Raw genomic sequence first — 24,085 nt, forward strand, 5'->3', positions numbered from 1 at the left:
GGCCCTCACATCCGGAAGACGCCGAAGCCGCCTTCGACGCCCTTCACTGGTCCGTTGTGGATCGCCGACAGGCTCAGCCCGAGCACCGTGCGGGTGTCGCGCGGGTCGATGATGCCGTCGTCGTAAAGCATGCCGGAGAGGAACATCGGCATCGATTCCGCCTCGATCTGGTTCTCCACCATGGCGCGCATCGCGGCGTCGTTCTCCTCGCTGTACTCCTGGCCCCGGCTCGCCGCCGCGGCGCGGGCCACAATGGACAGCACGCCGGCCAGCTGCGCGGGCCCCATCACTGCGGACTTCGCGCTCGGCCAGGCGAACAGGAACCGCGGATCGTAGGCCCGGCCGCACATTCCATAGTGTCCGGCCCCATAGGACGCTCCCATGAGGACGGACAGGTGCGGCACCTTCGAGTTCGACACCGCGTTGATCATCAGCGCGCCGTGCTTGATGATCCCGCTCTGCTCGTATTCCTTGCCGACCATGTAGCCGGTCGTGTTGTGCAGGAACACCAGCGGCGTGTCGATCTGGTTGGCCAGCTGGATGAACTGCGCGGCCTTCTGCGATTCCTCGCCGAAGAGCACGCCTTGGGCGTTGGCCAGGATCCCCACCGGGTAACCGTGGATGCTCGCCCAGCCGGTGACCAGGCTCGGCCCGTACAGCGGCTTGAACTCGTCGAAGTCCGAACCGTCCACGACGCGCGCGATCACCTCGCGCGGGTCGAACGGGATCTTCAGGTCGGTCGGCACGATGCCGAGCAGGTCTTCGGCGTCGAACAGCGGCTCGGAGTAGTCCGGTTTGGGCGCCGGGCCCTGTTTGGTCCAGTTGAGCCGCTTGATGATGCCGCGGCCGAGCCGGATCGCGTCCTCCTCGTCGACCGCGAGGTAGTCGGCGAGCCCGGACGTGCGCGCGTGCATTTCCGCGCCGCCGAGGGATTCGTCGTCGGATTCCTCGCCGGTCGCCATCTTGACCAGCGGCGGCCCGCCGAGGAACACCTTCGCGCGTTCCTTCACCATCACCACGTAATCGGACATGCCCGGCAGATACGCGCCGCCCGCCGTGGAGTTGCCGAACACCAGCGCGACGGTCGGCACCTTCGCCGCCGAGGACCGCGTCAGATCGCGGAAGACCCGGCCGCCGGGGATGAAGATTTCCTTCTGCGTCGGCAGATCCGCCCCGCCGGACTCGACCAGGTTGATCACCGGCAGCCGGTTCTGCGCCGCGATGTCCGCCGCCCGGAACGATTTCTTCGTCGTCCACGGGTTGCTCGCGCCGCCCTTGACGGTCGGGTCGCTGGCCGAGATCAGGCATTCGACGCCCTCGACGACGCCGATCCCGGTGATCACGCTCGCGCCGACCTTGTAGTCCGAGCCCCACGCGGCCAGCGGCGACAGCTCCAGGAACGGCGAGTCCTCGTCCAGCAGCAATTCGATCCGCTCGCGCGCCAGCAGTTTGCCGCGCTTGCGGTGGCGTTCGACGTACTTCTCCCCGCCGCCGGCCACCGCTTTGGCGTGTTCGGCGTCGATCTCCGCGAGCTTCTCCAGCATCGCCTCGCGGTTCGCGGCGAACTCGTCGGCCCGGGTGTCCACTGTGGACCTGATAGTGGTCATGCGGTGTATCCCAATCGCTTCGCGGCCAGTCCGGTCAGGATTTCGGTGGTGCCGCCGCCGATGCCGAGAATGCGGACGTCGCGGTAGTGCCGCTCCACTTCGGACTCGCGCATGTAGCCAAGCCCGCCGTGCAGCTGCACCGCCTCGTTCACGACCCATTCGGCGGTCTGCACCGCGGTGTTTTTCGCGAAGCACGCCTCGGCGATCACTTCCTCGCCGGAGACGTGCCGGAGCGCGACCTGCCGCGCGTACGTCCGGGCGACGTCGATCTTGCAGGCCATCTCGGTCAACTTATGCTGTACCAGCTGCCGCGAGATCAGCGGACGCCCGAACGTCTCGCGCATCCGGCACCAGTCCAGCGTCAAATCCAGTGCCCGTTGCGCGTGCGCATACGCTTGCACCGCCAGCGAAAGCCGTTCGGTGACGAACTGCGTCGCCACTTGCGCGAACCCGCTGTTCTCCGCGCCGACCAAGTTCTCCGCCGGCACCCGGACGTCTACATAGGACAACTCAGCGGTATCCGAAGCCGCCCAGCCCATCTTCTCCAGCTTGCGCGACACCGTGAACCCCGGCGTCCCGCGCTCGACCACGATCAGCGACAGGCCGTGCGCACCAGCCTCGCCGGTTCGGACCACTGTGGTCACGAAGTCCGCGCGACACCCGGAGGTGATGAACGTCTTGGCCCCGTTGATCACATACTCGTCGCCTTCGCGCACCGCCGTGGTGCGGATCCCGGCAACGTCGGAGCCGCCGTCCGGCTCGGTGACCGCGAGCGAACCGATCTTCTCGCCTTCGAGAGTCGGCCGCACCCAGCGTTCGATCTGCACCGGGTCGCCGGCCTCGACGATGTGCGGCACCGAAATCCCGCAGGTGAACAACGAAGCGAACAGCCCGCCGGAGCCGCCCGCGTAGTGCATTTCCTCGGCGACCACGAGCGCATCGAGATAATTGCCGTCGCCGCCGCCCGCGGATTCGGGGAACGCGACCCCGAGCAGACCGAGCTGTCCCGCCTTGCGATGCAGGTCGCGCGGCAGTTCCCCGGCCCGCTCCCAGTCGTCCAGGTGCGGCAGCACGTCCTTCTCCACGAACCGGCGCACCGTCGCGCGCAGTTCGGTGCGTTCCGGCGTGCGGAACGGATCCACGGTCACAGCAGAGCCTCCGGGACGTCGAGTTCGCGCGCCCGCAGCCATTCGCCGAGCGCTTTCGCCTGGGGATCGAACCTGGCCTGCGAAGCGACGCCGTCGCCGAGAATGCCCTCGACCACGAAGTTCATCGCCCACAGGTTCGGCAGCAGATGCCGGGTGACCGGCAGTCCTTCGGTTTCCGGGAGCAGCCGGCGGAATTCCCCGACGGTCAGCCGGTGCACGAGCCAGCGCCAGGCTTCCTCGGACCGCACCCACACGCCGAGATTCGCGTTGCCGCCCTTGTCGCCGCTGCGCGCCCCGGCCACCAAACCCAGCGGAACGCGCCGCACCTTGCCCGGCTGCAACGGTTCCGGCAGCACCGGTTCGTCCACTTCGGACAACTCAAGCGTCGTGCCAGCGGGTGCGATGTCCACCTTGGACCCGTCCGGCAGCACCGCGACATGCGGAACCGCGGCAGCGTCCACAAAGGCCGCCGAGTAGACCCCGAACGGCGACGCGTCCGAAGGCGGCGCGGTCACGTGGAATCCCGGATAGCTCGCGAGCGCCAGCTCGATCGCCGCTCCGCTGAACGCGCGGCCGGCGATTTTCGGATCATTGTCCTTCACCGCGACGTGCAGCAGCGCGCTGGCGCGTTCCTCAGTGTCGGCGTCCGGGTGATCGGTGCGCGCGAGCGTCCACCGGACCTCGGCTGGCGGACGCTTTGCCAACGCGCCTTCCAGCTGTTCCCGTACCAGCGCGGCTTTTTCCTCGATGTCCAGTCCAGTCAGGACGAACGTCGTCTCGTTCCGGAAGCCGCCGAGCCGGTTGAGGCACACCTTCAACGTCGGCGGCGGCGCTTCCCCGCGCACCCCGCTGATCCGCACCCGGTCCGGCCCGTCGTCCGACAACGACAACGTGTCGAACCGCGCCGTCACATCAGGATTCGCATACCGCGCACCGGTGATCTCATACAGCAGCTGCGCGGTAACGGTGCCGATATTCACCACGCCACCGGTGTCCGGATGCTTCGTGATCACGCTGGATCCGTCCGCGTGGATCTCCGCGATCGGGAAGCCCGGCACGCCGATCGGCTGTTCCCGGAAAAACGAGTAGTTCCCGCCGGTCGCCTGCGCGCCGCATTCGATCACGTGGCCCGCCGCGACCGCTCCGGCGAGCGCGTCGTAGTCGTCGCGAGCCCAGCCGAAGTGCGCCGCCGCCGGCCCGACGATCACCGACGCGTCCGTGACCCGCCCGGTCACCACCACGTCCGCACCGGCCTTCAGGCATTCCGCGATGCCCCACGCGCCGAGATAAGCGTTGGCAGTCAACGGTTTCTCGAAGCCGAACTCGTCCGCGCGCGCGATCAGGTCGTCGCCTTCGACGTGCGCGACGCGAACCTCGAGACCGAGCTTCGCGGCCAGTTCGCGCAACGCGTCGGCCAGCCCGGCCGGGTTGAGCCCGCCCGCGTTCGCGACGATCCGGACGCCCTTGTCCTTCGCCAGCCCGAGATTCTCCTCCATCTGCCGGAGGAACGTCTTGGCGTAGCCGCGCGCCGGGTCCTTCATCCGGTCGCGGCCGAGGATGAGCATGGTCAGCTCGGCGAGATAGTCGCCGGTGAGGACGTCGAGCGGGCCGCCGGTCAGCATTTCCCGCACGGCGGAGAACCGGTCGCCGTAGAACCCGGACGCGTTCCCGACGCGCAACGGCGCGCTCACGCGAACTGCCCCGGCTCGCGCCCCGCCCCGGGCGGCCCGGCGAACGCCTGCGCGATGCCGAGCCATTCCTCGACGTCCGCGCCCGTCGCGACCAGGTCAGTGTCCGCCGGATGCCGCCGCTGCGTCACGACCAGGCAGAAGTCGAGCGCGCTGCCGGTCAGCCGCTGCTCCGCGTCCTCCGGCCCGAACGCCCAGGTGCTGCCGTCGGGCGCGGTCAGCTCGACCCGGAATTCCTCGGCCGGCGGCGCGAGCGAGTGCAGTTTGTACGCGAAATCGCGCGTCCGCGTGCCGAACCGGGCGATGTGCCACAGCCGTTCGGCGGGCTCGCGCGTGACGCCGAGCGCGTCGGCGATGTCCTGGCCGTGCGCCCAGGTCTCCATCATCCGCGCGGTCGCCATCGACGCCGCGCTCATCGGCGGGCCGTACCACGGCAGCTTCTGGCCGTCCGGCACCGCGGCGAGCGCCTCGGCCAGCGCGGCCCGTCCGGCGCGCCACTGCGCCAGCAGCTCGGCCGGGGGCAGCTGAGCCCCGTCTTCTGCGCCCTGGTCGACGTAGTTTTCGCCGATGCTCAACAGGTTTTCGACCTCGGACTGCCAGTCCTCCGGCCGGCTCGCGGAGATCAGCGATTTGCCGTCGGTCCACGCCAGATGCGCGACCTGATGCGCGATGCTCCACCCCGGCGCCGGCGTCGGCCGCGCCCAGTCCTCGGCGGGCAACCCGGCGACCAGGTCGTCGACCGCCTGCGATTCGGCCGCGAGATCCCGGAGGATCCCCGCGAGATCAGCCATTCCTGCGCCTCCCTGCGTCCGCCGCACCACCTCGTGCGGGACTCAGCGTGGCCCCTGGCGAGAGAAAAATCAAGCGCGCCTGATTGTTTTCGGCCCGGCCGGTCGGGGAGGGAGCCGGAGCCCCCTCCCCGACGGCAGGTCAGCGCGAGGTGTCGATCACGCAGAACCGGTTGCCTTCCGGATCGGCCAGCACCACGAAGTCCGGATCCTCCGGATAGAGCGGCCAGTCCACCCGCCGCGCCCCCAGCCCGACCAGCCGCTCGACCTCCGCCGCCTGGTCCTCGGCGTCCCCCGCGTACAGGTCCAGATGCACCCGCGGCACCTCCTGCACCGGCACCGAACTCCGCTGGAACGCCACCCTCGGCCCGTCCCCGGCAGCGGGCCGCAGCACCACGAACTCCGTCGCGTCGTCCCGTCGCACGTATCCCAGCGCCTCGCTCCAGAACGCCACCGCGCGCTCCATGTCCTCGACTCCCAGCACCACCGTGCCCACTTTCAGCATGCTCCGAGCATGCCCAGGCCAGCTCCGCCCAAGCGTTATTGACGCCGTGAAAACAAGGTCCTACCGTCCTCCCATGGACTCCTACGCGGAGATCGCCTACGAGGTCGCCGCCAAGGTCGCGACCGTCCGGCTCGACCGGCCCGAAGCCCGCAACGGCTACACGATCCGGATGGCCGACGAACTCGCCGACGCCCTCGACCGGGCCGACCGCGACGAGGACGTCCGCGCGGTCGTGCTCGGGACCACCGGCAAGGACTTCTCCGTCGGGGCCGATCTCTCCTCCGGCGGCTTCGACTTCGGCGACCGCCCGCCAGACGACTGGCAGGAACCCGCCGGCCGGGTGTCGAAGCGGATCTTCACCATGAACAAGCCGGTCGTCGCCGCGTTGCGCGGGGCGTCGGTCGGCGCGGGCATCACCATCACACTGTCCTGCGACTACCGGTTCGCCTCGACCGATTCCAAGTTCGGCTTCGTCTTCACCCGCCGCGGGATCTACCCCGAAGGCGCGTCCGCGTGGTTCCTCCCCCGGCTCGTCGGGATGGGCGCGGCCGTCGACTGGATGGTCAGCGGACGGCTCTTCGGCCCCGACGAAGCGCTCCGATCCGGCCTCGTCCACCAGATCCACGACCCCGACGACGTCCTCGCGCAAGCGCAAGCCAAGGCGAGGGAGATCGCCGAAACCACCGCCCCGGTCGCGGTAGCGGTCACCCGGCAGCTGCTCTACCGGATGGCCTCGGCCCCGTCTCCCTTCGACGTTCACCAGGTGGACTCGAAGCTGATCTCCCAGCTGGGTTCGAACCCCGACGCCGTCGAAGGCATCGCTTCCTTCTTCCAGAAACGCCCGCCCGAGTTCCCGTTGCGCGTGGACCGCGATCTGCCGCCCTACTTGCCCTGGATCGACGAATGACCGGCTACCCGCCCGAACCGTGGCACCTCGCCGCCGACGCGTACCTCTCGATGTGGCGGGTCCCCGCCGCCGAACTGCCCGCGTTGCCCGCCGGCGCCGAACCCCTGCTCCTCGGCGGCCAAGCCGCCGTCTTCACCGCCTGGCTCGACTACCTGCCGTCCGGCCAGCTGAGCTACCACGAGCTTCTGTCCTGCGTCGCCGTGCGCGGCCGCGGGCTCGCCGCGTCGATCACCGACATCTGGGTCGACAGCGAGATCTCGCGCGCGGGCGGGCGCGAACTCTGGGGCATCCCGAAGGAGCTCGCGGCCTTCACCTTCACCGGCGGGCGCACCTTCACCGCGGCGACCTCCGACGACTGGATCGCCACCGCCGCCTTCACCCCGCGCCTCGGGCTCCCGATCCCGCTCCCGGTACGCTTCGAGATCGCTCAGGACCGCGGCGGCCGCCCGCTGCGCACCCCGGTCGAGTGGCGTTCGAAGCCCCGCGCGGCGGCCGCCGACTGGTCGGTCAACCCCGCCGGGCCGCTCGGCTTCCTGGCCGGGAAACGGCCCGTGGCCAGTGCGGCACTGACCGCTGCGAAGCTCCGATTCGGATCTTGCCCTCGGTGATCGGGTAACCCGCCAGAGTGAGTCCGACACGCCATACCTTGGGTCCCGTGCGGGCCTTCACCCCAACATGTAGTCTCTGGGAACCGGCAGCCCCCAGCGACGGGGAGACCGCTTGAAGAGGGCGGCCGGGCTGTTTCGCCGAAACCGCAGCGCATGGCCTTGACGGCCGTGTGCCGCTGCAACGCGCCCATTTCGAGGAACTGTTGGAGACACGCATGTCAGTGGAAACCGGTCAGCGGCCGCCGTCGGCGGCGGAGGGGGCCCCGAGCGCGGTCCGCGTCATCCGGCGGGACGGAAGCGTCTCGCCCTTCGACGCGGGCAAGATCTCGGTGGCGCTGACCAAGGCCTTCCTCGCGGTCGAGGGCGGCGACGCCGCCGCGTCCTCCCGCGTGCACCACGTGGTCGCGGAGCTGACCGAGCAGGTCGAGGCGGCCCTGCTGCGCCACACCGGCCCGGAGACCGCGCTGCACATCGAGCAGATCCAGGACCAGGTCGAACTCGCCCTGATGCGCGGCGAGCACCACAAGGTCGCCCGCGCCTACGTGCTGTACCGCGAGGAGCGCACGAAGGCCCGCGAGGCCGCCGCGCCGGCGTCGGCCGAGGTCTCGCTGAACGTCAAGGGCGCCGACGGCACGCTGCGCCCGCTCGACTGGGCGCGCGTTTCGCACGTCGTCGGCGAGGCCGTCGCCGGGCTCGAGGACGTCTCCGCCGAGCCGGTGCTGGCCGAGGCCAAGCGCAACCTCTACGACGGCATCACCGCCGACGAACTGGCGCTCGCGCAGATCATGGCCGCGCGCGTGCTCGTCGAGCAGGAGCCGAACTACTCGTTCGTGTCCGCCCGGCTGCTGCTGGACAAGCTGCGCGGCGAGGCGCTGAGCTACCTCGCGCGGAAGCCGCGCCAGGCCAGCCAGGACGAGATGGCGACCGAATACCCGGCGTACTTCCGCGCCTACCTGCGCCGCGCGGTCGAACTGGAACTGGTCGACGGCGAGCTGCTGCGCTTCGACCTGGACAAGATCACCGCCGCGATCCGCCCCGAGCGCGACCTCGACTTCGGCTTCCTCGGCCTGCAGACCCTGTACGACCGGTACTTCCAGCACCACAACGGCGTGCGGTTCGAGCTGCCGCAGGCGTTCTTCATGCGCGTGGCGATGGGCCTGGCGATCCGCGAGGACGACCGCGAAGCCCGCGCGATCGAGTTCTACGAACTGCTCTCGACGTTCCACTTCATGGCGTCCACCCCGACGCTGTTCAACAGCGGCACCAACCGCGCCCAGCTGTCGTCCTGCTTCCTGACCACGGTGGACGACGACCTGGACTCGATCTTCCAGGCGTACAAGAACAACGCGCTGCTGGCCAAGTACTCCGGCGGCCTCGGCAACGACTGGACCCCGGTCCGCGGCCTCGGCGCGCACATCAAGGGCACCAACGGCCAGTCCCAGGGCGTCGTGCCGTTCCTGAAGATCGCCAACGACACCGCGGTCGCGGTCAACCAGGGCGGCAAGCGCAAGGGCGCGGCCTGCGCGTACCTGGAGACCTGGCACGTCGACATCGAGGAATTCCTCGACCTGCGCAAGAACACCGGCGACGACCGGCGGCGCACGCACGACATGAACACCGCCAACTGGGTCCCGGACGAGTTCCTGCGCCGCGTCGAGGCGAACGCCGAGTGGACGCTGTTCTCGCCGAACGAGACGCCGGACCTGCACGACCTCTACGGCAACGCGTTCGCGCAGCGCTACCGCGAGTACGAGGCGGCCGCCGCGCGCGGCGAGATCAAGGTGTTCCGCAAGGTCCGCGCGGTCGAACTGTGGCGGCGGATGCTGACCATGCTGTTCGAGACCGGCCACCCGTGGATCACCTTCAAGGACCCGTGCAACCTGCGTTCGCCGCAGCAGCACGTCGGCGTCGTGCACTCGTCCAACCTGTGCACCGAGATCACGCTGAACACGAACACCGAAGAGGTCGCGGTCTGCAACCTGGGCTCGGTGAACCTGCTCAAGCACGTCACCCCTTCCGGGCTGGACACCAAGCGGCTCGAGAAGACCGTGCGCACCGCGGTCCGCATGCTCGACAACGTGATCGACATCAACTTCTACACGATCCCGGAGGCGCGCCGTTCCAACCTGCGCCACCGTCCGGTCGGCCTCGGCATCATGGGCTTCCAGGACGCGCTGTTCGAGCTGGGCGTGCCGTTCGCGTCGGAAGAAGCGGTGAAGTTCGCCGACGTCTCGATGGAGCACCTCTCCTACTACGCGATCTCGGCCTCGACCGACCTCGCCGAGGAGCGCGGGCAGTACCAGACGTTCGAGGGTTCCCTGTGGAGCAAGGGAATCCTGCCGATCGACTCGATGCAACTGCTCATCGACGCCCGCCAGGGCGACGGCCTCGACGTCGACACCTCGACGACGCTGGACTGGGCCCCGCTGCGCGAGCGCGTCAAGACCGTCGGCATGCGCAACTCGAACGTGATGGCGATCGCGCCGACCGCGACGATCTCCAACATCTCCGGCGTCGGCCAGTCGATCGAGCCGCTGTTCCAGAACCTGTACGTCAAGTCGAACATGTCCGGCGACTTCACCGTCGTGAACCCGCACCTGGTCAAGAGCCTCAAGGCGCGCGGCCTGTGGGACGAGGTGATGGTCAGCGACCTGAAGTACTTCGACGGCAGCCTCGGCCAGATCGACCGGGTACCGGACGACCTCAAGGCGCTGTACGCGACCGCCTTCGAGATCGAGTCGAAGTGGATCGTGGACGCCGGTTCGGTGCGGCAGAAGTGGATCGACCAGGCGCAGTCGCTGAACCTGTACATCGCGGCTCCGAGCGGGCGCAAGCTCGACGAGCTGTACCGCTACGCCTGGCACAAGGGCCTCAAGACCACGTACTACCTGCGGGCGCAGTCCGCGACGCACGTGGAGAAGAGCACCCTGCGCGGCACCGACGGCAAGCTGAACGCCGTCTCCGCCACTCCCGCTCCGGCTGCTCCGTCCGCCGCTTCCCCGGCGGCCGCGCCTTCCCCGGCGCCGTCGCCGTCGCCCTCCGCTGCGGTCCCGGCCGCCGCCCCCGCGCCGTCGCCGTCGCCCGCCGCGGCCGTTCCCGCGGAGCCGAAGGAGATGCCGAAGACCGACGTCGACTTCGTCGCCACCGAGGGCGCGGCCTGCCGAATCGACGACCCCGACTGCGAAGCCTGCCAGTAGTGCCTCGTGAGTGGCGATCACGGTTCTTACCGGGATCGCCACTCACGACCCCCCGACTCCCAAGGTGACCTGAATGACGAACGTGGAAACGACGGACGCGACCGGCCTCGGCGAAATCGAGGTCGGCGCGGCCCGGATCAACGTCGACGACAAGCGCATGATCAACGCGCGCGCCGACGTCAACCAGCTGCTCCCGATGAAGTACAAGTGGGCCTGGGACAAGTACCTCGCGGCGTGCAACAACCACTGGATGCCGACCGAGGTCGCGATGCAGGCCGACATCGCGCTGTGGAAGTCGCCGGACGGCCTGACCGAGGACGAGCGCCAGATGCTGAAGCGCAACCTCGGCTTCTTCGCCACGGCGGAGTCGTTGGTGGCCAACAACATCGTGCTCGCGGTGTACCGGCAGATCACCAACCCGGAGTGCCGCCAGTACCTGCTGCGCCAGGCCTTCGAGGAGGCCGTGCACACGCACACCTTCCAGTACATCTGCGAAAGCCTCGGCCTGGTCGAGGGCGAGCTGTTCAACATGTACCGCGAGGTCCCGTCCATTTCGGACAAGGACGCGTGGGCGCTGAAGTACACGCAGAACCTGGAAAACCCGGACTTCGAAACCGGCACGCCGGAGGCCGACCAGGCGTTCCTGCGCGACCTCGTGGCGTTCTACGTGATCTTCGAAGGAATGTGGTTCTACACCGGTTTCGCGCAGATCCTGTCGCTGGGCCGGCGGAACAAGATGGTCGGCATCGCCGAGCAGTACCAGTACATTCTGCGCGACGAGTCGATCCACCTGAACTTCGGCATCGACTGCATCAACCAGATCAAGATCGAGAACCCGCATCTGTGGACCGAAGAATTCCAGGCCGAGGTCCGCGGAATGCTGCAGGAAGCGTGCGAACTGGAAGTCGCCTACGCCCGCGACACCATGCCGCGCGGCATGCTCGGCCTGTCGGCTGACCTGTGCGAGCAGTACATGCACTTCATCACCGACCGCCGCGCGCAACAGATCGGCCTGCCCCCGATCTACGGCGAGAACGAAAACCCGTTCCCCTGGATGTCGGAAGCAATGGACCTGAAGAAGGAAAAGAACTTCTTCGAAACCCGGGTGATCGAATACCAGTCCGGCGGTGCCCTGGACTGGGACTGATCCCACCGGTCACCTGCTGAAACTCGGCCGCATCCTGGATAACCAGGGTGCGGCCGAGTTCGTTTGCCCGGCCACACCAGACCGGACGCCGGGGCCGGTCCGCTTCGTCACTGCAGTGCCGACACCACTCCAAACGTCCCAAGGTCGTGCGGCTCCGCCAGGATCGACCAGCCCAGCATGTGCCCGGATTTCGCATCTACAGTGACAGTGAGCACGTTTCCTCTGGGAGCCTTGCTCCCCGGGGGCACCTTGGCGGCGTGCCCGACGAAGTTTCCGGTCATTTGAATCAAGTACACCGGATCGTTGGCTTTGGGCTGCGTTCCGTCAATATGCTTGAGCGCATTGCGGTCGGTTTTCACATATCGAATAGTGGCCGGGTTGTCCTCGTCGTTCGCGGCAGCCAGCCTCTTCGCCACGCCCAGCAGGTCGGCGGAAGTAGGCGGTGCGGCGTTGCTTTCGGCAGGCATCTTCTCCGTCTTGTCTACGCAGGGCTTGCGCGTCGCGCCCGTGATGTTTTGCCCGTTTGTGTACAGCAGGAATAGATCGGGTCGTTGATTGACCAGTTCCGCGTCAGCGGGATGCCACTTGTTGCCGGTGTCTTGGTATTGGAATTTTGCCGAGTTCGCGAAAACTCGAGCGCTCGGGACAGTTACTTCGAGCCCATTGTACGCCTGGCCGCCGAATGCCCCGTTGCCTTCGGAGATGCCGACAAGATCCCCGTTCTGGCGAATCTCCCAGTTGGGGCTGTTGGGAACCCAGCTGAAGGTCACGTTCTCGCTGGTGAGTTCATGCGCGGACTTGATGTAGAACTCCCGGTACGGCACCCCTGGCCGCTGATCCGCCCAGTACCACAGAAACCCCTTCTCGTGCTTCGGAGAACTGTACAGCGTGCCCGCGGTCATTCCTGCTTCGACCCAGGTGTCCAGCTTCGGATTGTTGAGGTTGGTGAGAAGCCACGACTCCCAGTTGGCGAACTCAGCGTCTCGGTTGTCCACATGAAGACAGCCGACCACCAGATCCGAACCGACTCCGTTCATCCACAACGGCTGCTGCTTGGACCCGATGAAACCCACAGCGTAGCAGTGATCGGAAATCGTGCAGGCCGGCTGACTGACCGCGCTTGCCTGACTGATATTCGCCCCGAATGCCGAAGAAATAAGCACCACAACCGCAGAAAATGATCTGACATGAGAAAGACTTCGCATCACCCCTCCTTTTCACAGTCACAACTCACGAACTTTCACCATGCGATCTGGCTTGCCACCCGACAACTCCGCAGCTTGTACCGCCTGCGGCACACAAGGAACCGCCGACCGGGTGACGATCCAGGAAACCGATGCACCCTGGCGTGCGCAGCGATTTCGTGACGATACTGAAAAATAAGCAGAAAATGTGACTCGCCAGTGTGAAATTGCCAGGCGGCAACGGGCAGTGCGCCAAAAACATCGCCCGCCTCGCATGCTTGTGCCCCGGCAGCTACCCCACAGGCGATTGCACCAGCAGCTCAGCACGGCCTGCCAAGGCGTTCTCTGGCCGCAACGTCCGCAGCGGGACGACGAGCGCCTTTCGACGCTCCCCGTCCGGCCCCAAAGCCGCTAAACTGCCTACGCCACTGGTTCTCCAAGACGCACGTCCCGGCAAGGTAACAGGGAACCGGTGCGATTCCGGGACTGCCCCGCAGCGGTATGCGGGAACGAAAGCTGTCACCGCGAACGCGGTAAAGCACTGGGCACCCGCCTGGGAAGCGATGGCCGGTAAGCACGAGCGGCACGCCCACGAGTCCGAATACCTGCCGCTGGCACGCACGCCGACGACGTGCGTGAGTCCGGGCCTCGCGGGACAAGGCACCGACCGAAGCCCGGCATTTCCGCGTGCCCGGGCTCTTCCGACGAGCACGTGAGAATGCATGCTGTGAACACGATCGGCACCAGAATTCCCGGCTACCCGCGCATCGGCCCGGCCCGAGAACTCAAACGAGCACTCGATGCCTACTGGCCCGCTCCCCCGTCGAAGCAATCGCCGTCGGCCTGGTGACCGACAAGTCCTTCGCAGGCAAAGCGGCGGCGGAAGGAGCTTTGCGAGACAAGGAAGTCCTAGCCGGAGTCGTGGACGGCCGGAATGTCTGACGCACAGACCCAGGCGTCGCACTGGCCCGCGCAGAGCGACTGGGCGACACCGCCGCCCTGCGACGTGGACGCGGAAACCGGCCTCGACCGCGACTCAAGACCTGGCTGGCTTTCGCGCGACAGAAGGTGAACGAAGTCGTCCTGCTTGGCCGAGCGTTGAGCGGAGAGAACGTCGACCTCGGTCCAGCACGAGCCGCAGTCGCCGACCGGGCCGGTGCGGCCGAGCTGAACGACGCCGGCGTTCGAGCTCGCGTCGCCGCACTCCAACCAGCGGACACCGTCCGCACACCATACGCAGAACGCGCTGCGGCACAACAAGAAGCCTTGGACCTGCCGCCACTGCCGACCACCACGACCGGCTCCTTCTCGCAAACCGGCGAGGTATGCCGAGCCCGAGCCGCACTCCGCGGGCAAACTCGGCGACACCGCGTACCGCACCGCGATGTGCGCCGAGATCGAGCGAGTCGTGCGGCTGCAGGAAGACCTAGGCTCCGACGTCCTCGTGCACGGCGAGCCTGAACGCAACGACATGGTCCAGTACCTCGTCGAACAGTTGACCGGCTTCGCGGCGACGCCCCTCGGCTGGGTCCAGTCATACGGATCCCGGCGCATCCGGCTGCCAATCCTGTTCGGCGACGTGTCCCGACCGCAACCGATGACCGTCGAATGGACGCAGTACGCGCAAAGCCGCACCGACCGTCGCGGATCTGGAGGCCGCCGGAATCCGCATCGTGCACGGCGCTCGGCGCGGTTCCAGCGGAACGGCTGTGGATCAACCCTGACTGCGGCCTCAAAACCTGCGGTTACGCCGAGGTCGAGCCAGCGCAGCGGCGCCTGGTCGACGCGGCCCGGGAAGTGCGCGCCGAACCTCGCCGACCCGTTCTGGTGCCGGGCAGCCGGCCGCGCCGCCGCCGGCACCGGTCCGAGGATCACCCGAACGGCAGCCCCCCGAAGTATTGTCAGAACGTCAATAACAAGGGACCGTGGACCCGACCGATACCCTGGCCGGGAGGTGGTCACCATGACGGACGTGACCGGAAAACCGGGAACCCCGACGGCAGGCAGCGCGCTCGGCAAAGTCGCGCACGCCGGGAGCGACAACATCACCCGGCTCTCGGAAAACCTCCGCACCCGAATCCCGCCGCTAACCGCGATCCCGTTGCCCCGCAAGGTGGACGAACGCTGGCTCGGCGCCCGCTGGCCGATCCGCGAACTCGCCGCTCCCCCACCCGGCAGCACTCTCAAACCGGTCCTAGGCGACGACGGTCCCCCGCTGATCGGCCACACCCTGGACGGCATGCGATTCGGCCTGGACTTCAGCCTCCGCCGCTTCGCCCAGTTCGGCCCGGTCTCCTGGATGGGCGTCTTCGGCCAGCGCATCGTGACGCTGTCGGGCCCCGAAGCCACCCAGACGGCGCTCGTGAACAAGGACAAGGCCTTCTCTCAGGAAGGCTGGAAGTTCTTCATCGAGCGCTTCTTCGAACGCGGCCTCATGCTGCTCGATTTCGGCGAGCACCACCTGCACCGCCGGATCATGCAGGAGGCGTTCACCCGCGACCGGCTCCGCGGCTACGTCGCCCAGATGGGCCCGGCATTGCGCGAAGGCGTCGCCGCGCTGCCGGCCGGCCGGCCACAGCTGTACTGGGCGTTCAAACAGCTGACGCTGGACGTCGCGACGCAGGTTTTCATGGGCATGCGCTCGGCTGCCGACGCGGAGCGGATCAACCGCGCGTTCGTGGCCGCTGTGCGTGCCGGTACCGCCGTGGTGCGCTATCCGGTGCCTGGCGGTCGCTGGGCCGCGGGTTTACGCGGCAGGCGGACACTGGAGCGCTATTTCGGCGAAAACCTGGCGGCCAAGCGCGACGCGGACGGCGACGACCTGTTCTCCGCGCTCTGCCACGCGGTTTCCGAGGACGGCGACCGGTTCAGCGACGCCGACATCGTCAACCACATGATCTTCCTGATGATGGCCGCGCACGACACGACCACCATCACCGCCAGCGCGATGGCCTACTACCTCGCGAAACACCCGGAATGGCAAGACCGCGCCCGGGAGGAGTCGCTGCGCCTCGGCGACGACCTACCGGACCTCGAAGCACTGGAAAGCCTCGAAACGCTGGACCTCGTGATGAAGGAGGCGCTGCGGCTGCGCGCGCCGGTGCCGTCACTGGCCCGCAAGACCACAAAGGACACTTCCGTCCTCGGCCACTACCTGCCGGAAGGCACGATGGTCGCGGTCTCGCCGACGCTGAACCACTACTCCCCCGAGCACTGGACCGATCCGCTGCGCTTCGACCCCGAGCGGTTCGGCCCGGACCGCCGCGAGGACAAATCGCACCGGTTCGCGTGGATGCCGTTCGGCGGCGGCGCGCACAAATGCATCGGGCTGCAGTTCGGCGGCCTGGAGGTGAAGGCGCTCATGCACGAACTGCTGCGGGCGCACCGCTGGTCGGTGCCCGAGGACTACGTCGCCAAGTGGGACTACGTCTCGCTTCCGGTGCCCGCCGACGGCCTCCCGGCCCGGTTGGCCTATCGTTGACGGCCGCCGAGCGGGACGGAATGGTCGACAGCTGGAGACAAAACTGCAGTACAGGCCACCTTCGTGTACTCAAGGTGACTTGATGTCACCAGTTGTGTAGTGCCCATCACTCGTTCAGCCGGTAGACACCCTGTTTGGTCCGTGATGCCGTGGCATCACTTGCGGCCAACTCGTACCCAGTGTGGGTCTTCGGATCCTCCACACCGGGTCTGAGCTGGTCTTTGTCCGCGTATGAAGAGGTGGAGTGTGCCGGAGCCTGGTGCCATGCCAGGGTTGGTCGACGTCGCGCGCAAGTACGCGGCGGCGCTGACCGACACCAACGGAGTAACGCTCCCTCCCGCCGAGGTGGAGCGGCTGCTGCTCGACTTCGCCGGCGAGGTCGCCGCGCGCCCCGAGGACGCCGGCGCGACCCGGCGGTTCACCGCGCTGTTCTCCTCCGCGCCGCTCGGCATCGCGCTCACCGATTCCGCCGGCCTCGTCGTCGAGGCGAACGCCGCGCTGGCCCGGCTGCTCGGCACGTCGCCGGCCGCGTTGCGGGACAAGCACATCGCGGACCTGGCGGCCGGTCCGCAGGACGCCGAACGGCTGCGCGCTGCGCTCGACGGGCTGCCGCTGACCGCCGACGCCCGCCGGACCGTCCAGAGCGTGCAGCTCGGCCACAGCCGCGACGGAGAGCTCACCACGAACGTCACGCTCGCGGCGCTGCCCGGCGACCGGCCCGGCACGTACTTCCCGGTCTTCATGGCCGCCGATGACGACGACCTGCACCTGCTCGGCGAGCGGCTGCGGCACCAGAACCTGCACGATCCGCTCACCGGGCTGCCCAACAGCGCCGCGTTCAACGCCCAGCTGGAACTCGCGCTCGGCTCGGGCGGTTCGGACGAGATCGCCTTGCTGTACCTGGACATCGACGGCTTCAAGGTGATCAACGACGGGCTCGGCGCCGGCATGGGCGACCTGGTGCTGAAGGCGATCTCGCGGAAGCTGAAGTCGGTGTTCGCCGACCGGCACGAGGGCTACGTCGCACGGCTGTCCGGCGACGGCTTCGCGGTGCTGCTGCGCGGCCCGGACCTGACCGCGCAAGAGACGGTCGAGCTGGCCGACCGGGTGCTGGAGGAACTCAGCGAACCGGTGTACGTCGACGGGCACGGCATCGGCGTCAGCGCGAGCATCGGGATCGTCGTGCGCCCGGCGAACGAAGGCAGCCACGGAGACCTGCTGCGCGCGGCCGAACTGGCGCTGCACCGCGCCAAAGAGGCGGGCAAGGCGCAGTGGATGCTGTTCGACCCGCAGCGCGACGAGCGGGACCGCAACCGCTACCAGCTCGGCGCGGTGATCGCCGGTGCGCTCGAGAACGGCGAGTTCTCGCTGATCTACCAGCCGACGGTCAAGCTCGCGAAGCCGGACGAGATCGCCGCGGTGAACGCCGGGCTGCTCTGGAGCCACCCGGAACGCGGCGAACTCGGCCCCGAGGAGTTCTACCCGCTCGCGCAGACCACCGGCATGACCGTGCCGCTGGGCAAATGGCTGCTGCAGGAATCGCTCGGCGCGACCGCGCGCTGGCGCGAGCGCTACGGCCCGGCCGCGCCGGACGTCTGCATCCGGCTCCCGAAGCGGCTGGCCATCGACCCGGACCTGGTGCTGATGGTCAAGAACCAGCTCGACCGCCACCGCCTGCCCGCCCGAGCCCTGCGGCTGTGCACCGACCGCACGTCGATGTTCGACGACGAGGGCGAGGTCCTGGACTCGTTCACCGTGCTCGCCGACCTCGGCGCGCAACTCGTGCTGACCATTTCCGGATCGTCCGACCTGGAACTCATCCCGCGCCACCAGCTCCCGATCAAACACGTCATCCTGAGCGGCCCGGTAGTCGACGCACTGGCGGGCCCGGACCCGGCCGAAACCGACGTGCGGCACCTGGCGCAACTGGTCAACCGAGCGAAGGAACTGGGCCTGCGGATCGGCGCGGAAGGCGTACGCGACGCTGCGCACGCGGCCCGGCTGCGAGAGCAGGGCGTGCTGGCGGCGAGGGGTTCGTTCGTGACGGAGTCCGCGACGGGCGACGAGGTGGACGAGATGATCGCCCGGCACGCCAGCTGACCCATCCGCTCGCTCGCCCGGCTCCGAACTCCCCGGGCACGACGACCTTTCTGGAAGGACCCCTCCGCGATGCAGCCCGGCGACCTCGCCCCCGATTTCACCCTCCCCGACGACCAGGGCGTCGAACGCACCCTGTCGGCCCTCCTCGCCGACGGCCCGGTCGTGCTCTTCTTCTACCCCGCCGCGATGACGTCCGGCTGCACCGCGGAAAGCTGCCACTTCCGGGACCTGGCCGCGGAATTCGCCGAGGCGGGCGCGCAACGCGTCGGCATCAGCCCGGACTCCGTCGGCAAACAGCGCGAATTCTCCGCCAAGCACGGGTTCGACTACCCGCTGCTGTCCGATGTGGACGGTACGGTGGCGAAGCAGTTCGGCGTCTGGCGCAAAATCCTGCCCCTGCACACGAAACGGCAGACGTTCGTGATCGGGAAGGACCGACGGGTGCTGGACGTGATCAAGAGCGAGCTGAACTTCACGGCGCACGCGGATCGGGCGTTGAAGGTGCTTCGGGAGCGCGCGGACGCCTGACCGGCACTCCTTCCCGCGAAATCGGTCTCGAAAAATCCCTCGGACGGCGACCCGGCGACGCCGGCGCGAGCGATGTAGAGGTCGTGAGGTTCGAGCGCGAAGGAGACCGGAGATGACCAAGCAGGGGGAGCAAGGATCCGGCGAGGAATGGGTGGTGGTCCGCCGTCCCGGGCTCGTCCGGCTCGCCGACTCCGCGTTGCGGGCCAGAATCGCCTCGGCGCGCGCCCGCCACCGCGGCGACACCATGATCGGCCTGGTGGCGACAGCGGCGAGGGCGGGCGCGAACGCCAAAGTCCAGTCGCACGAGCCGGACGGGGCCAGGTGGTCGATGACCGTCATCGCGAAGGACATCCCGAAAGACACTGCGCGGTGACCGGCCCGGCCAACGCGACCGAGAGCGAATCGCCGCCCGGATACGGCGGCCGGGACCCGCTGGCCATGGTCCTCGCGCTCGACGAGGTGCAGGACAGGCTGCACAGCTTCATCCGGCGGCGCGTCTCCGACGTGCACGACGCCGAAGCGGTGTACTGGGAGACCTTCGAAGCATTCGGCGCGTACGTCGACGTCAAGGGATGTCCGCCGTCCGACTTCCGCCGTCTGCTTTTCGGCATCGCAAGCAGGAAAGTGGCCGACTACTGGCGTGCGGAACGGCGAAGGCAGCACTGTGTTCTCGTCGAGCCTTCGGACGCCCACCTGCTCCTTCAACGGTGGTCCAGCCCGTACGAGTCGGTGGAGCAACGGGTCGACTTGGCCCGCGCGGCGGCGGAGGCGCCGCTGGACGAGAGCATGCGGCGAGCGCTCGTTCTCGTCGTCGTCGACCAGCTTTCACAGGACGAAGCCGCCGCAGTCATGGGGGTCCACCGGAGCCAGCTCCGGCGGCTCCTGGCCAAGGCAGGCAAGGTGATCCGCGCGAACGGGCGGCTCGACGACTACGCCGGAACAGCCCGGCCGGAACGCGCGAAGCACCAGGGCTCGGGGGTACGGCCATGAACGACGACATCATCGAGCAGTTGATCCGCGCCGGCTACCGACCGGTGCCACGCCGACCGGAACACTTGCGGGTCAGTGCGGCACGACTGCGCGCGCGACTGGCTTCGAAGTCGTCGGGGCAGCTCGCCCAGCTCGTCGAATCCGCCCGGAAAGCGCACGACGACATCGGCGACTCTTCCGCCGCGGCCAAGATCAGCGCATTGCCGGACCAGCCCGGGCCCACGGCTCCGCACCGCGGGCTGGGGCAAAGCACGATTCGGCCAGCACTGAAACTCGTGGCGCGGCGAAGCCCCGAACCGCACTCCGCGGGCAAGCCGCCGGTGCACGCCAAAATTGTCGTAGCAGGCGGGGCCGGGGCGGGCAAGTCGACCTTTGTGACCTCCATTTCCTCCGCGGTGACGCACACCGCGGCCGCGCCGTCCGACGGCACCGGCAACCCGGAATGGCGTCCGGCCATTCTGGGCGAATTGGCGCTGGCCGCCGATTTGTCCCTCTATCTGTGCAGCATGCCCGATCCGTTCCAGCACCCCGCCGAATACGACAACCTCGCCGTGAACGCGCTGGGCGGCATAGTGCTGGCCGACACCGCCCGGCTGGCCGACGCGTTCGCACACATCGACTATCTGGAAAACCGCCGCATCCCTTATGTCGTGGCCGTCAACGATCGAGATGGCATCGGCCGCCACAAAATCAAGGACGTCCGCCGTGCGCTGGTGGTCGACCAGAACGTGCCGGTCAAGCGGTGCGACGCGCGCTCCGCTGAGTCAGTGAAGAGCGTGCTGGTCGCTCTGGTCGACGAAGCGGTACGGCTGCATTGTTCGCCAGGGCAAAGCCTGCCAGAAGAATTGCGTCTGGTTGCCGACCGGATTCTGGCCTGACCGCGGCGGCGATTCAACAAATCCCGCTCAAACCCCAATGTGGCATTGGGCGCATCTGACGCACCCAATGCCCCATTGGGGCGTCCAAACCCGCGACATCACCAGCCTCACGCGGGCCGGTCGAGCCGCCACACCACATTCACCCCGCTGCAAGCCGACGGAATCACCCCTTCCGCCTTCTCCTCCCCCACCTTCGAAAACCCCAGCCGAGCCGGGACCGCGCCGCTGCGCACATTCTCCGAATCGTGCTTGATCACCACATGCGGAGCGTCCAGTTTCCAAGCCAACTCCACCAGCAACGCGCTAGCCCGCGTCGCAAACCCCTTGCCCGTTTGGCTCTGAGCGAGCCAGTACCCGATCTCCCACCCGTCCCCGCGCAGCATCAGGCCGCAGCTGCCCGCCAGTTCGCCGTCCGGCGAGAAGATCGCGTAGTTGTATTCCTCGCCGCTCTCCCACTGCGAAACCGCGCGCGCCAGGAACTCCTCTCCCTTGGCCTGGTCGTAACCGTCGATCGCCCAGGGCATCCAGGCGGCCAGGTGGTCCAGGGATCCCACCACAGCCGCCACCTGTGCGTCCCGGTGTTCCGGGCGCCAGCGGACGAGGGTGATCACGCCGTCGGTGAGAGTTTCCATGCGCGCCATCTTGACAGCAGAAACGGCGGCAGGCTCCCGAATTTCCGCGAGCCGCCGCCGTCCCTCGACAGAAACCTCAGTTCACCACGACGTCCGGAGGCACCTCGGTGTCGTTCTTCAGCGCGTCGAACAGCTGGCCCGACTTCTTCTTGTCCCAGTGCTGCGCCGAAGCGTCGGTGAGCGGCACCGTCGTGGTCGTGACCCCGTCGGACGAGATTCCGCGCATCGCGATCGCCAGGCCGGCCAGGTTGTGCACGTGGTCGCCGGTGTCCATGGTCAGCGCGTCCGGCGCGGAGCCCAGCAGCGGGAAGAAGTCGAACGGGTTCAGCAGGGTCCCGGGGCTCGCCACCTGGCTCACCAGCGCGCCGATGAACTTGCGCTGGTTCGCCACCCGGTCGAGGTCCGAGCGCGGCGTCGCGTCGCTGTGCCGCATCCGGACGAATCCGAGCGCCTGCCGGCCGTCGAGCTGCTGGCAGCCCGCCTTGATCTCGATGCCGGTCATCGTGTCGTTCATGTCCTTGTCGATGCACATGTCGACCCCGCCGATCGCGTCGACGATCTTCGCGAAGCCGCCGAAGCCGATCTCCGCGTAGTGGTCCATGCGCAGGCCGGTGGCCTGTTCGACCGTCTGGACCAGCAGTTTCGGCCCGCCGAGCGCGAACGCGGCGTTGATTTTGCTCGTGCCGTGGCCGGGGATCTTCACCTGCGAGTCGCGCGGCAGGCTGAGCAGCGTCGGCTTCGTCGAATTGTCCGGAAGGTGCGCGATCATGATCGTGTCGGTGCGCTGCCCGCCCGCTTCGCCGGTGTCGCCGGTGGCCAGCCGCTCCTCGTCCTCCGCGGTCAGGCCCTGGCGGCTGTCCGACCCGACGATCAGCCAGTTCGTGCCCGACGCCGCGGCCGGGCGCCCGGAGTAGTCGCCGATCGCGTCCACCCGGTTGATGCTGAACTCCAGGTACGCCCAGATCGCGCCGACGAACAGCACGAACACGATCAGCAGCGTCATCAGGACCTTGCCGACGCTCCACCGGCGGCGACGGCGCGGACGCGGCTGCCTGCCGCCGTATTCCGGCGGGTCCTGCCGCGGCGGCGCGGGCGGCGGGGCCGGGGCCTCGCCGCGGGCGCCCATCGGCCGGGTGCGGGCGTCATACGGGCTCTGCCCTCTCCCCGGCAGCGGCAGCATCTGCGCCCGCTGCTGCTGGCGCGGGCGTGCGGGGGGCTGCGGTGGCCGGGGCGGCATCCGCCGCCTGCCGTCGTCGCCTCCGTACGTCATGGGCCTGTCTCCCCGATCCGGTGTGCGGCCGCGCGGTCCCGCGCGGTCCTCCTGCGGTGGACGTGCGGGACCCTACGCGGGTTGTCCCGGCGGGGAGAGCCGGGCTCAGCGCGGGTCGGCGAACCCGAACTGGTGGACCTTCAGATGCCCGGACCGGAACCCGGCCTCGGAGTAGGCCAGGTAGAACTCCCACATCCGGCGGAACACGTCGTCGAACCCGAAGCCGCGGATGTCGTCCCAGCGCTGCTGGAACCGCTCCCGCCACAGCTTGAGGGTGCGGGCGTAGTCCTGGCCGAACTCGCGCATCCCGGCCAGCTTCAGCCGGGTGTTCTCGCGCATCCCGTCCTCGATCGCCTGCACCGACGGGATGATGCCGCCGGGGAAGACGTACTTGTGGATCCACGTGTAGGACTTGGCCGAGGCCAGCATCCGGTCGTGGTCCATGGTGATCGCCTGCAGGCCGAACCGCCCGCCCGGGCGCAGCCGCTTGCCGATCGTGGAGAAGAACGTGGGCCAGTAGGACGCGCCGACCGCCTCGATCATCTCCACGCTGACCACCGAGTCGTACTCGCCGGTGGCCTCGCGGTAGTCGCACAGCCGCACGTCGACGCGGTCGGAGAAGCCCGCCTCGGCGATCCGCGCGTCGGCGAGCACCTTCTGCTCCTGCGAGATGGTCAGCGACGTGACCTTCGCGCCGCGCGAGGCCGCCCGGATGGACAGTTCACCCCATCCGGTACCGATTTCCAGCACCTCGCTGCCTTCGCGCACGCCCGCGTAGTCGAGCACGCTGTCGAGCTTGCGGTGCTGCGCCTGGGTGAGCGTGTCCCCCGGTCCGAACAGCGCCGAGGAGTACATCATCGACTCGTCCAGGAACGCGCTGAACAGGTCGTTCGACAGGTCGTAGTGCCGGTGGATGTTCGACCGCGCGCCCTCGATCGTGTTCTCTTCCTCGGACGGCTGCATCCGCTCGGCGAACCGGCGGAACCGCTGCAGGAACGGCGGCACGAGCGTGGCCAGCCGCTCGGCGAACGGCGTCAGCACGCCGGCCAGGTCTTCCGCGGTCCAGTCGCCGACCAGGTACGCCTCGCCGAAGCCGATCTTCGCGTCGGCTCCGAGCCGGTGGAAGAACGCCGCCGGCCGGTGGATGCGCATTTCCGGCGCGTCCGGGCCGCCCGCGCCGAGCACCGTGCCGTCCGGGAACGCGACCCGCACGGCCAGCGACTTCACCGCGTGCCGGAACAGTGCCTCGGCCGCGCGAGCCCGCAGCGGCGAATGCGGCGGCGTGGCGAGGCCGGGCCATCGGGATTCGTCGGGCACCGGCTGCGAGGCCGCTGAGACCGCTGCCGGATCGACTCGTGACGTGGACAAGACACTCCCTCCGAACGGGCTTGCGAGCCCTTCCCCATGATATTCCCGCTTCGTCCCGG

19 protein-coding genes, 2 pseudogenes and 1 riboswitch are annotated in these 24,085 nt (G+C 68.3%); of the genes and pseudogenes, 12 read left to right on the plus strand and 9 right to left on the minus strand.

All coding sequences use genetic code 11. The features are described from left to right. Positions 1-5: 5 nt before the first annotated feature. From F9C12_RS10135 to F9C12_RS10155, 5 genes are all read right to left on the minus strand, one after another. Positions 6-1,607 carry an acyl-CoA carboxylase subunit beta gene (locus F9C12_RS10135; protein WP_409465696.1) on the minus strand — a complete coding sequence of 534 codons (1,602 nt, stop codon included), beginning with the start codon at positions 1,605-1,607 and terminating at the stop codon, positions 6-8. Beyond that, on the minus strand, positions 1,604-2,755 hold the full coding sequence (locus tag F9C12_RS10140) for an acyl-CoA dehydrogenase family protein (RefSeq protein WP_409465697.1): 1,152 nt from the start codon (positions 2,753-2,755) through the stop codon (positions 1,604-1,606). Before F9C12_RS10140 ends, F9C12_RS10135 begins: the two co-directional genes overlap by 4 nt. Further along, positions 2,752-4,446: an acyclic terpene utilization AtuA family protein gene (locus F9C12_RS10145; RefSeq protein WP_409465698.1), complete on the minus strand. Its 1,695-nt coding sequence runs from the start codon at positions 4,444-4,446 to the stop codon at positions 2,752-2,754. Before F9C12_RS10145 ends, F9C12_RS10140 begins: the two co-directional genes overlap by 4 nt. Then, complete coding sequence (locus tag F9C12_RS10150; protein ID WP_409181742.1) at positions 4,443-5,234, minus strand: TIGR03084 family metal-binding protein; 792 nt, start codon at positions 5,232-5,234, stop codon at positions 4,443-4,445. The genes F9C12_RS10145 and F9C12_RS10150 overlap by 4 nt, the downstream gene beginning before the upstream one ends. Before the next feature lie 139 nt (positions 5,235-5,373). Then, the gene (locus F9C12_RS10155) at positions 5,374-5,736 is read right to left on the minus strand and encodes a VOC family protein (protein ID WP_409181743.1); all 363 of its coding nucleotides are present in this window, start codon (positions 5,734-5,736) and stop codon (positions 5,374-5,376) included. A 73-nt stretch (positions 5,737-5,809) separates the two neighbouring features. Between F9C12_RS10155 and F9C12_RS10160 the strand changes: the two genes are divergently transcribed. From F9C12_RS10160 to F9C12_RS10175, 4 genes are all read left to right on the plus strand, one after another. Then, complete coding sequence (locus tag F9C12_RS10160; RefSeq protein ID WP_409181744.1) at positions 5,810-6,643, plus strand: enoyl-CoA hydratase-related protein; 834 nt, start codon at positions 5,810-5,812, stop codon at positions 6,641-6,643. Next, complete coding sequence (locus F9C12_RS10165; protein WP_409465699.1) at positions 6,640-7,251, plus strand: acetoacetate decarboxylase family protein; 612 nt, start codon at positions 6,640-6,642, stop codon at positions 7,249-7,251. The genes F9C12_RS10160 and F9C12_RS10165 overlap by 4 nt, the downstream gene beginning before the upstream one ends. A 215-nt stretch (positions 7,252-7,466) precedes the next feature. Beyond that, complete coding sequence (locus F9C12_RS10170; protein WP_409465700.1) at positions 7,467-10,448, plus strand: ribonucleoside-diphosphate reductase subunit alpha; 2,982 nt, start codon at positions 7,467-7,469, stop codon at positions 10,446-10,448. Between the two features lie 73 nt (positions 10,449-10,521). Continuing rightward, positions 10,522-11,595 (plus strand): ribonucleotide-diphosphate reductase subunit beta, encoded by a 1,074-nt coding sequence (locus tag F9C12_RS10175; RefSeq protein ID WP_409181747.1) that lies wholly within the window; start codon positions 10,522-10,524, stop codon positions 11,593-11,595. A 107-nt stretch (positions 11,596-11,702) separates the two neighbouring features. Here F9C12_RS10175 and F9C12_RS10180 read toward each other — a convergent pair whose 3' ends face one another. Continuing rightward, a complete protein-coding gene (locus tag F9C12_RS10180; protein WP_409465701.1) occupies positions 11,703-12,800 on the minus strand; it encodes a hypothetical protein in 1,098 nt (365 codons plus the stop codon). Between the two features lie 391 nt (positions 12,801-13,191). Next, positions 13,192-13,407: riboswitch (cobalamin riboswitch) on the plus strand. 756 nt (positions 13,408-14,163) lie between these two features. Here F9C12_RS10180 and F9C12_RS10185 point away from each other — a divergent pair. From F9C12_RS10185 to F9C12_RS10220, 8 genes and pseudogenes are all read left to right on the plus strand, one after another. Beyond that, a pseudogene (locus F9C12_RS10185) lies at positions 14,164-14,361 on the plus strand (hypothetical protein); the annotation flags it as partial. Positions 14,362-14,387: 26 nt separating this feature from the next. Then, positions 14,388-14,519, plus strand: a pseudogene (locus F9C12_RS10190) (hypothetical protein); the annotation flags it as partial. Between the two features lie 223 nt (positions 14,520-14,742). Next, a complete protein-coding gene (locus F9C12_RS10195) occupies positions 14,743-16,260 on the plus strand; it encodes a cytochrome P450 (RefSeq protein WP_409466985.1) in 1,518 nt (505 codons plus the stop codon). 264 nt (positions 16,261-16,524) lie between these two features. Further along, positions 16,525-18,360, plus strand: coding sequence for a diguanylate cyclase domain-containing protein (locus F9C12_RS10200; protein WP_409465702.1), 1,836 nt, complete (start codon positions 16,525-16,527; stop codon positions 18,358-18,360). A gap of 69 nt (positions 18,361-18,429) precedes the next feature. Continuing rightward, complete coding sequence (locus tag F9C12_RS10205) at positions 18,430-18,888, plus strand: peroxiredoxin (protein WP_409181752.1); 459 nt, start codon at positions 18,430-18,432, stop codon at positions 18,886-18,888. Between the two features lie 112 nt (positions 18,889-19,000). Next, the gene (locus F9C12_RS10210) at positions 19,001-19,261 is read left to right on the plus strand and encodes a hypothetical protein (protein ID WP_409181753.1); all 261 of its coding nucleotides are present in this window, start codon (positions 19,001-19,003) and stop codon (positions 19,259-19,261) included. After that, positions 19,258-19,878 carry an RNA polymerase sigma factor gene (locus F9C12_RS10215; RefSeq protein ID WP_409465703.1) on the plus strand — a complete coding sequence of 207 codons (621 nt, stop codon included), beginning with the start codon at positions 19,258-19,260 and terminating at the stop codon, positions 19,876-19,878. The genes F9C12_RS10210 and F9C12_RS10215 overlap by 4 nt, the downstream gene beginning before the upstream one ends. Beyond that, on the plus strand, positions 19,875-20,756 hold the full coding sequence (locus tag F9C12_RS10220; protein WP_409465704.1) for a GTP-binding protein: 882 nt from the start codon (positions 19,875-19,877) through the stop codon (positions 20,754-20,756). Before F9C12_RS10215 ends, F9C12_RS10220 begins: the two co-directional genes overlap by 4 nt. Positions 20,757-20,863: 107 nt before the next feature. Here F9C12_RS10220 and F9C12_RS10225 read toward each other — a convergent pair whose 3' ends face one another. The 3 genes from F9C12_RS10225 to F9C12_RS10235 form a co-directional block, all read right to left on the minus strand. Then, positions 20,864-21,388, minus strand: coding sequence for a GNAT family N-acetyltransferase (locus F9C12_RS10225; RefSeq protein ID WP_409465705.1), 525 nt, complete (start codon positions 21,386-21,388; stop codon positions 20,864-20,866). Between the two features lie 76 nt (positions 21,389-21,464). Beyond that, the gene (locus F9C12_RS10230) at positions 21,465-22,658 is read right to left on the minus strand and encodes an LCP family protein (protein ID WP_409181756.1); all 1,194 of its coding nucleotides are present in this window, start codon (positions 22,656-22,658) and stop codon (positions 21,465-21,467) included. 105 nt (positions 22,659-22,763) lie between these two features. Then, the gene (locus F9C12_RS10235) at positions 22,764-24,026 is read right to left on the minus strand and encodes a class I SAM-dependent methyltransferase (protein ID WP_409465706.1); all 1,263 of its coding nucleotides are present in this window, start codon (positions 24,024-24,026) and stop codon (positions 22,764-22,766) included. Between the last annotated feature and the right edge of the window lie 59 nt (positions 24,027-24,085).

The organism is Amycolatopsis sp. GA6-003, from assembly GCF_046267895.1.
GTDB lineage: Bacteria > Actinomycetota > Actinomycetes > Mycobacteriales > Pseudonocardiaceae > Amycolatopsis.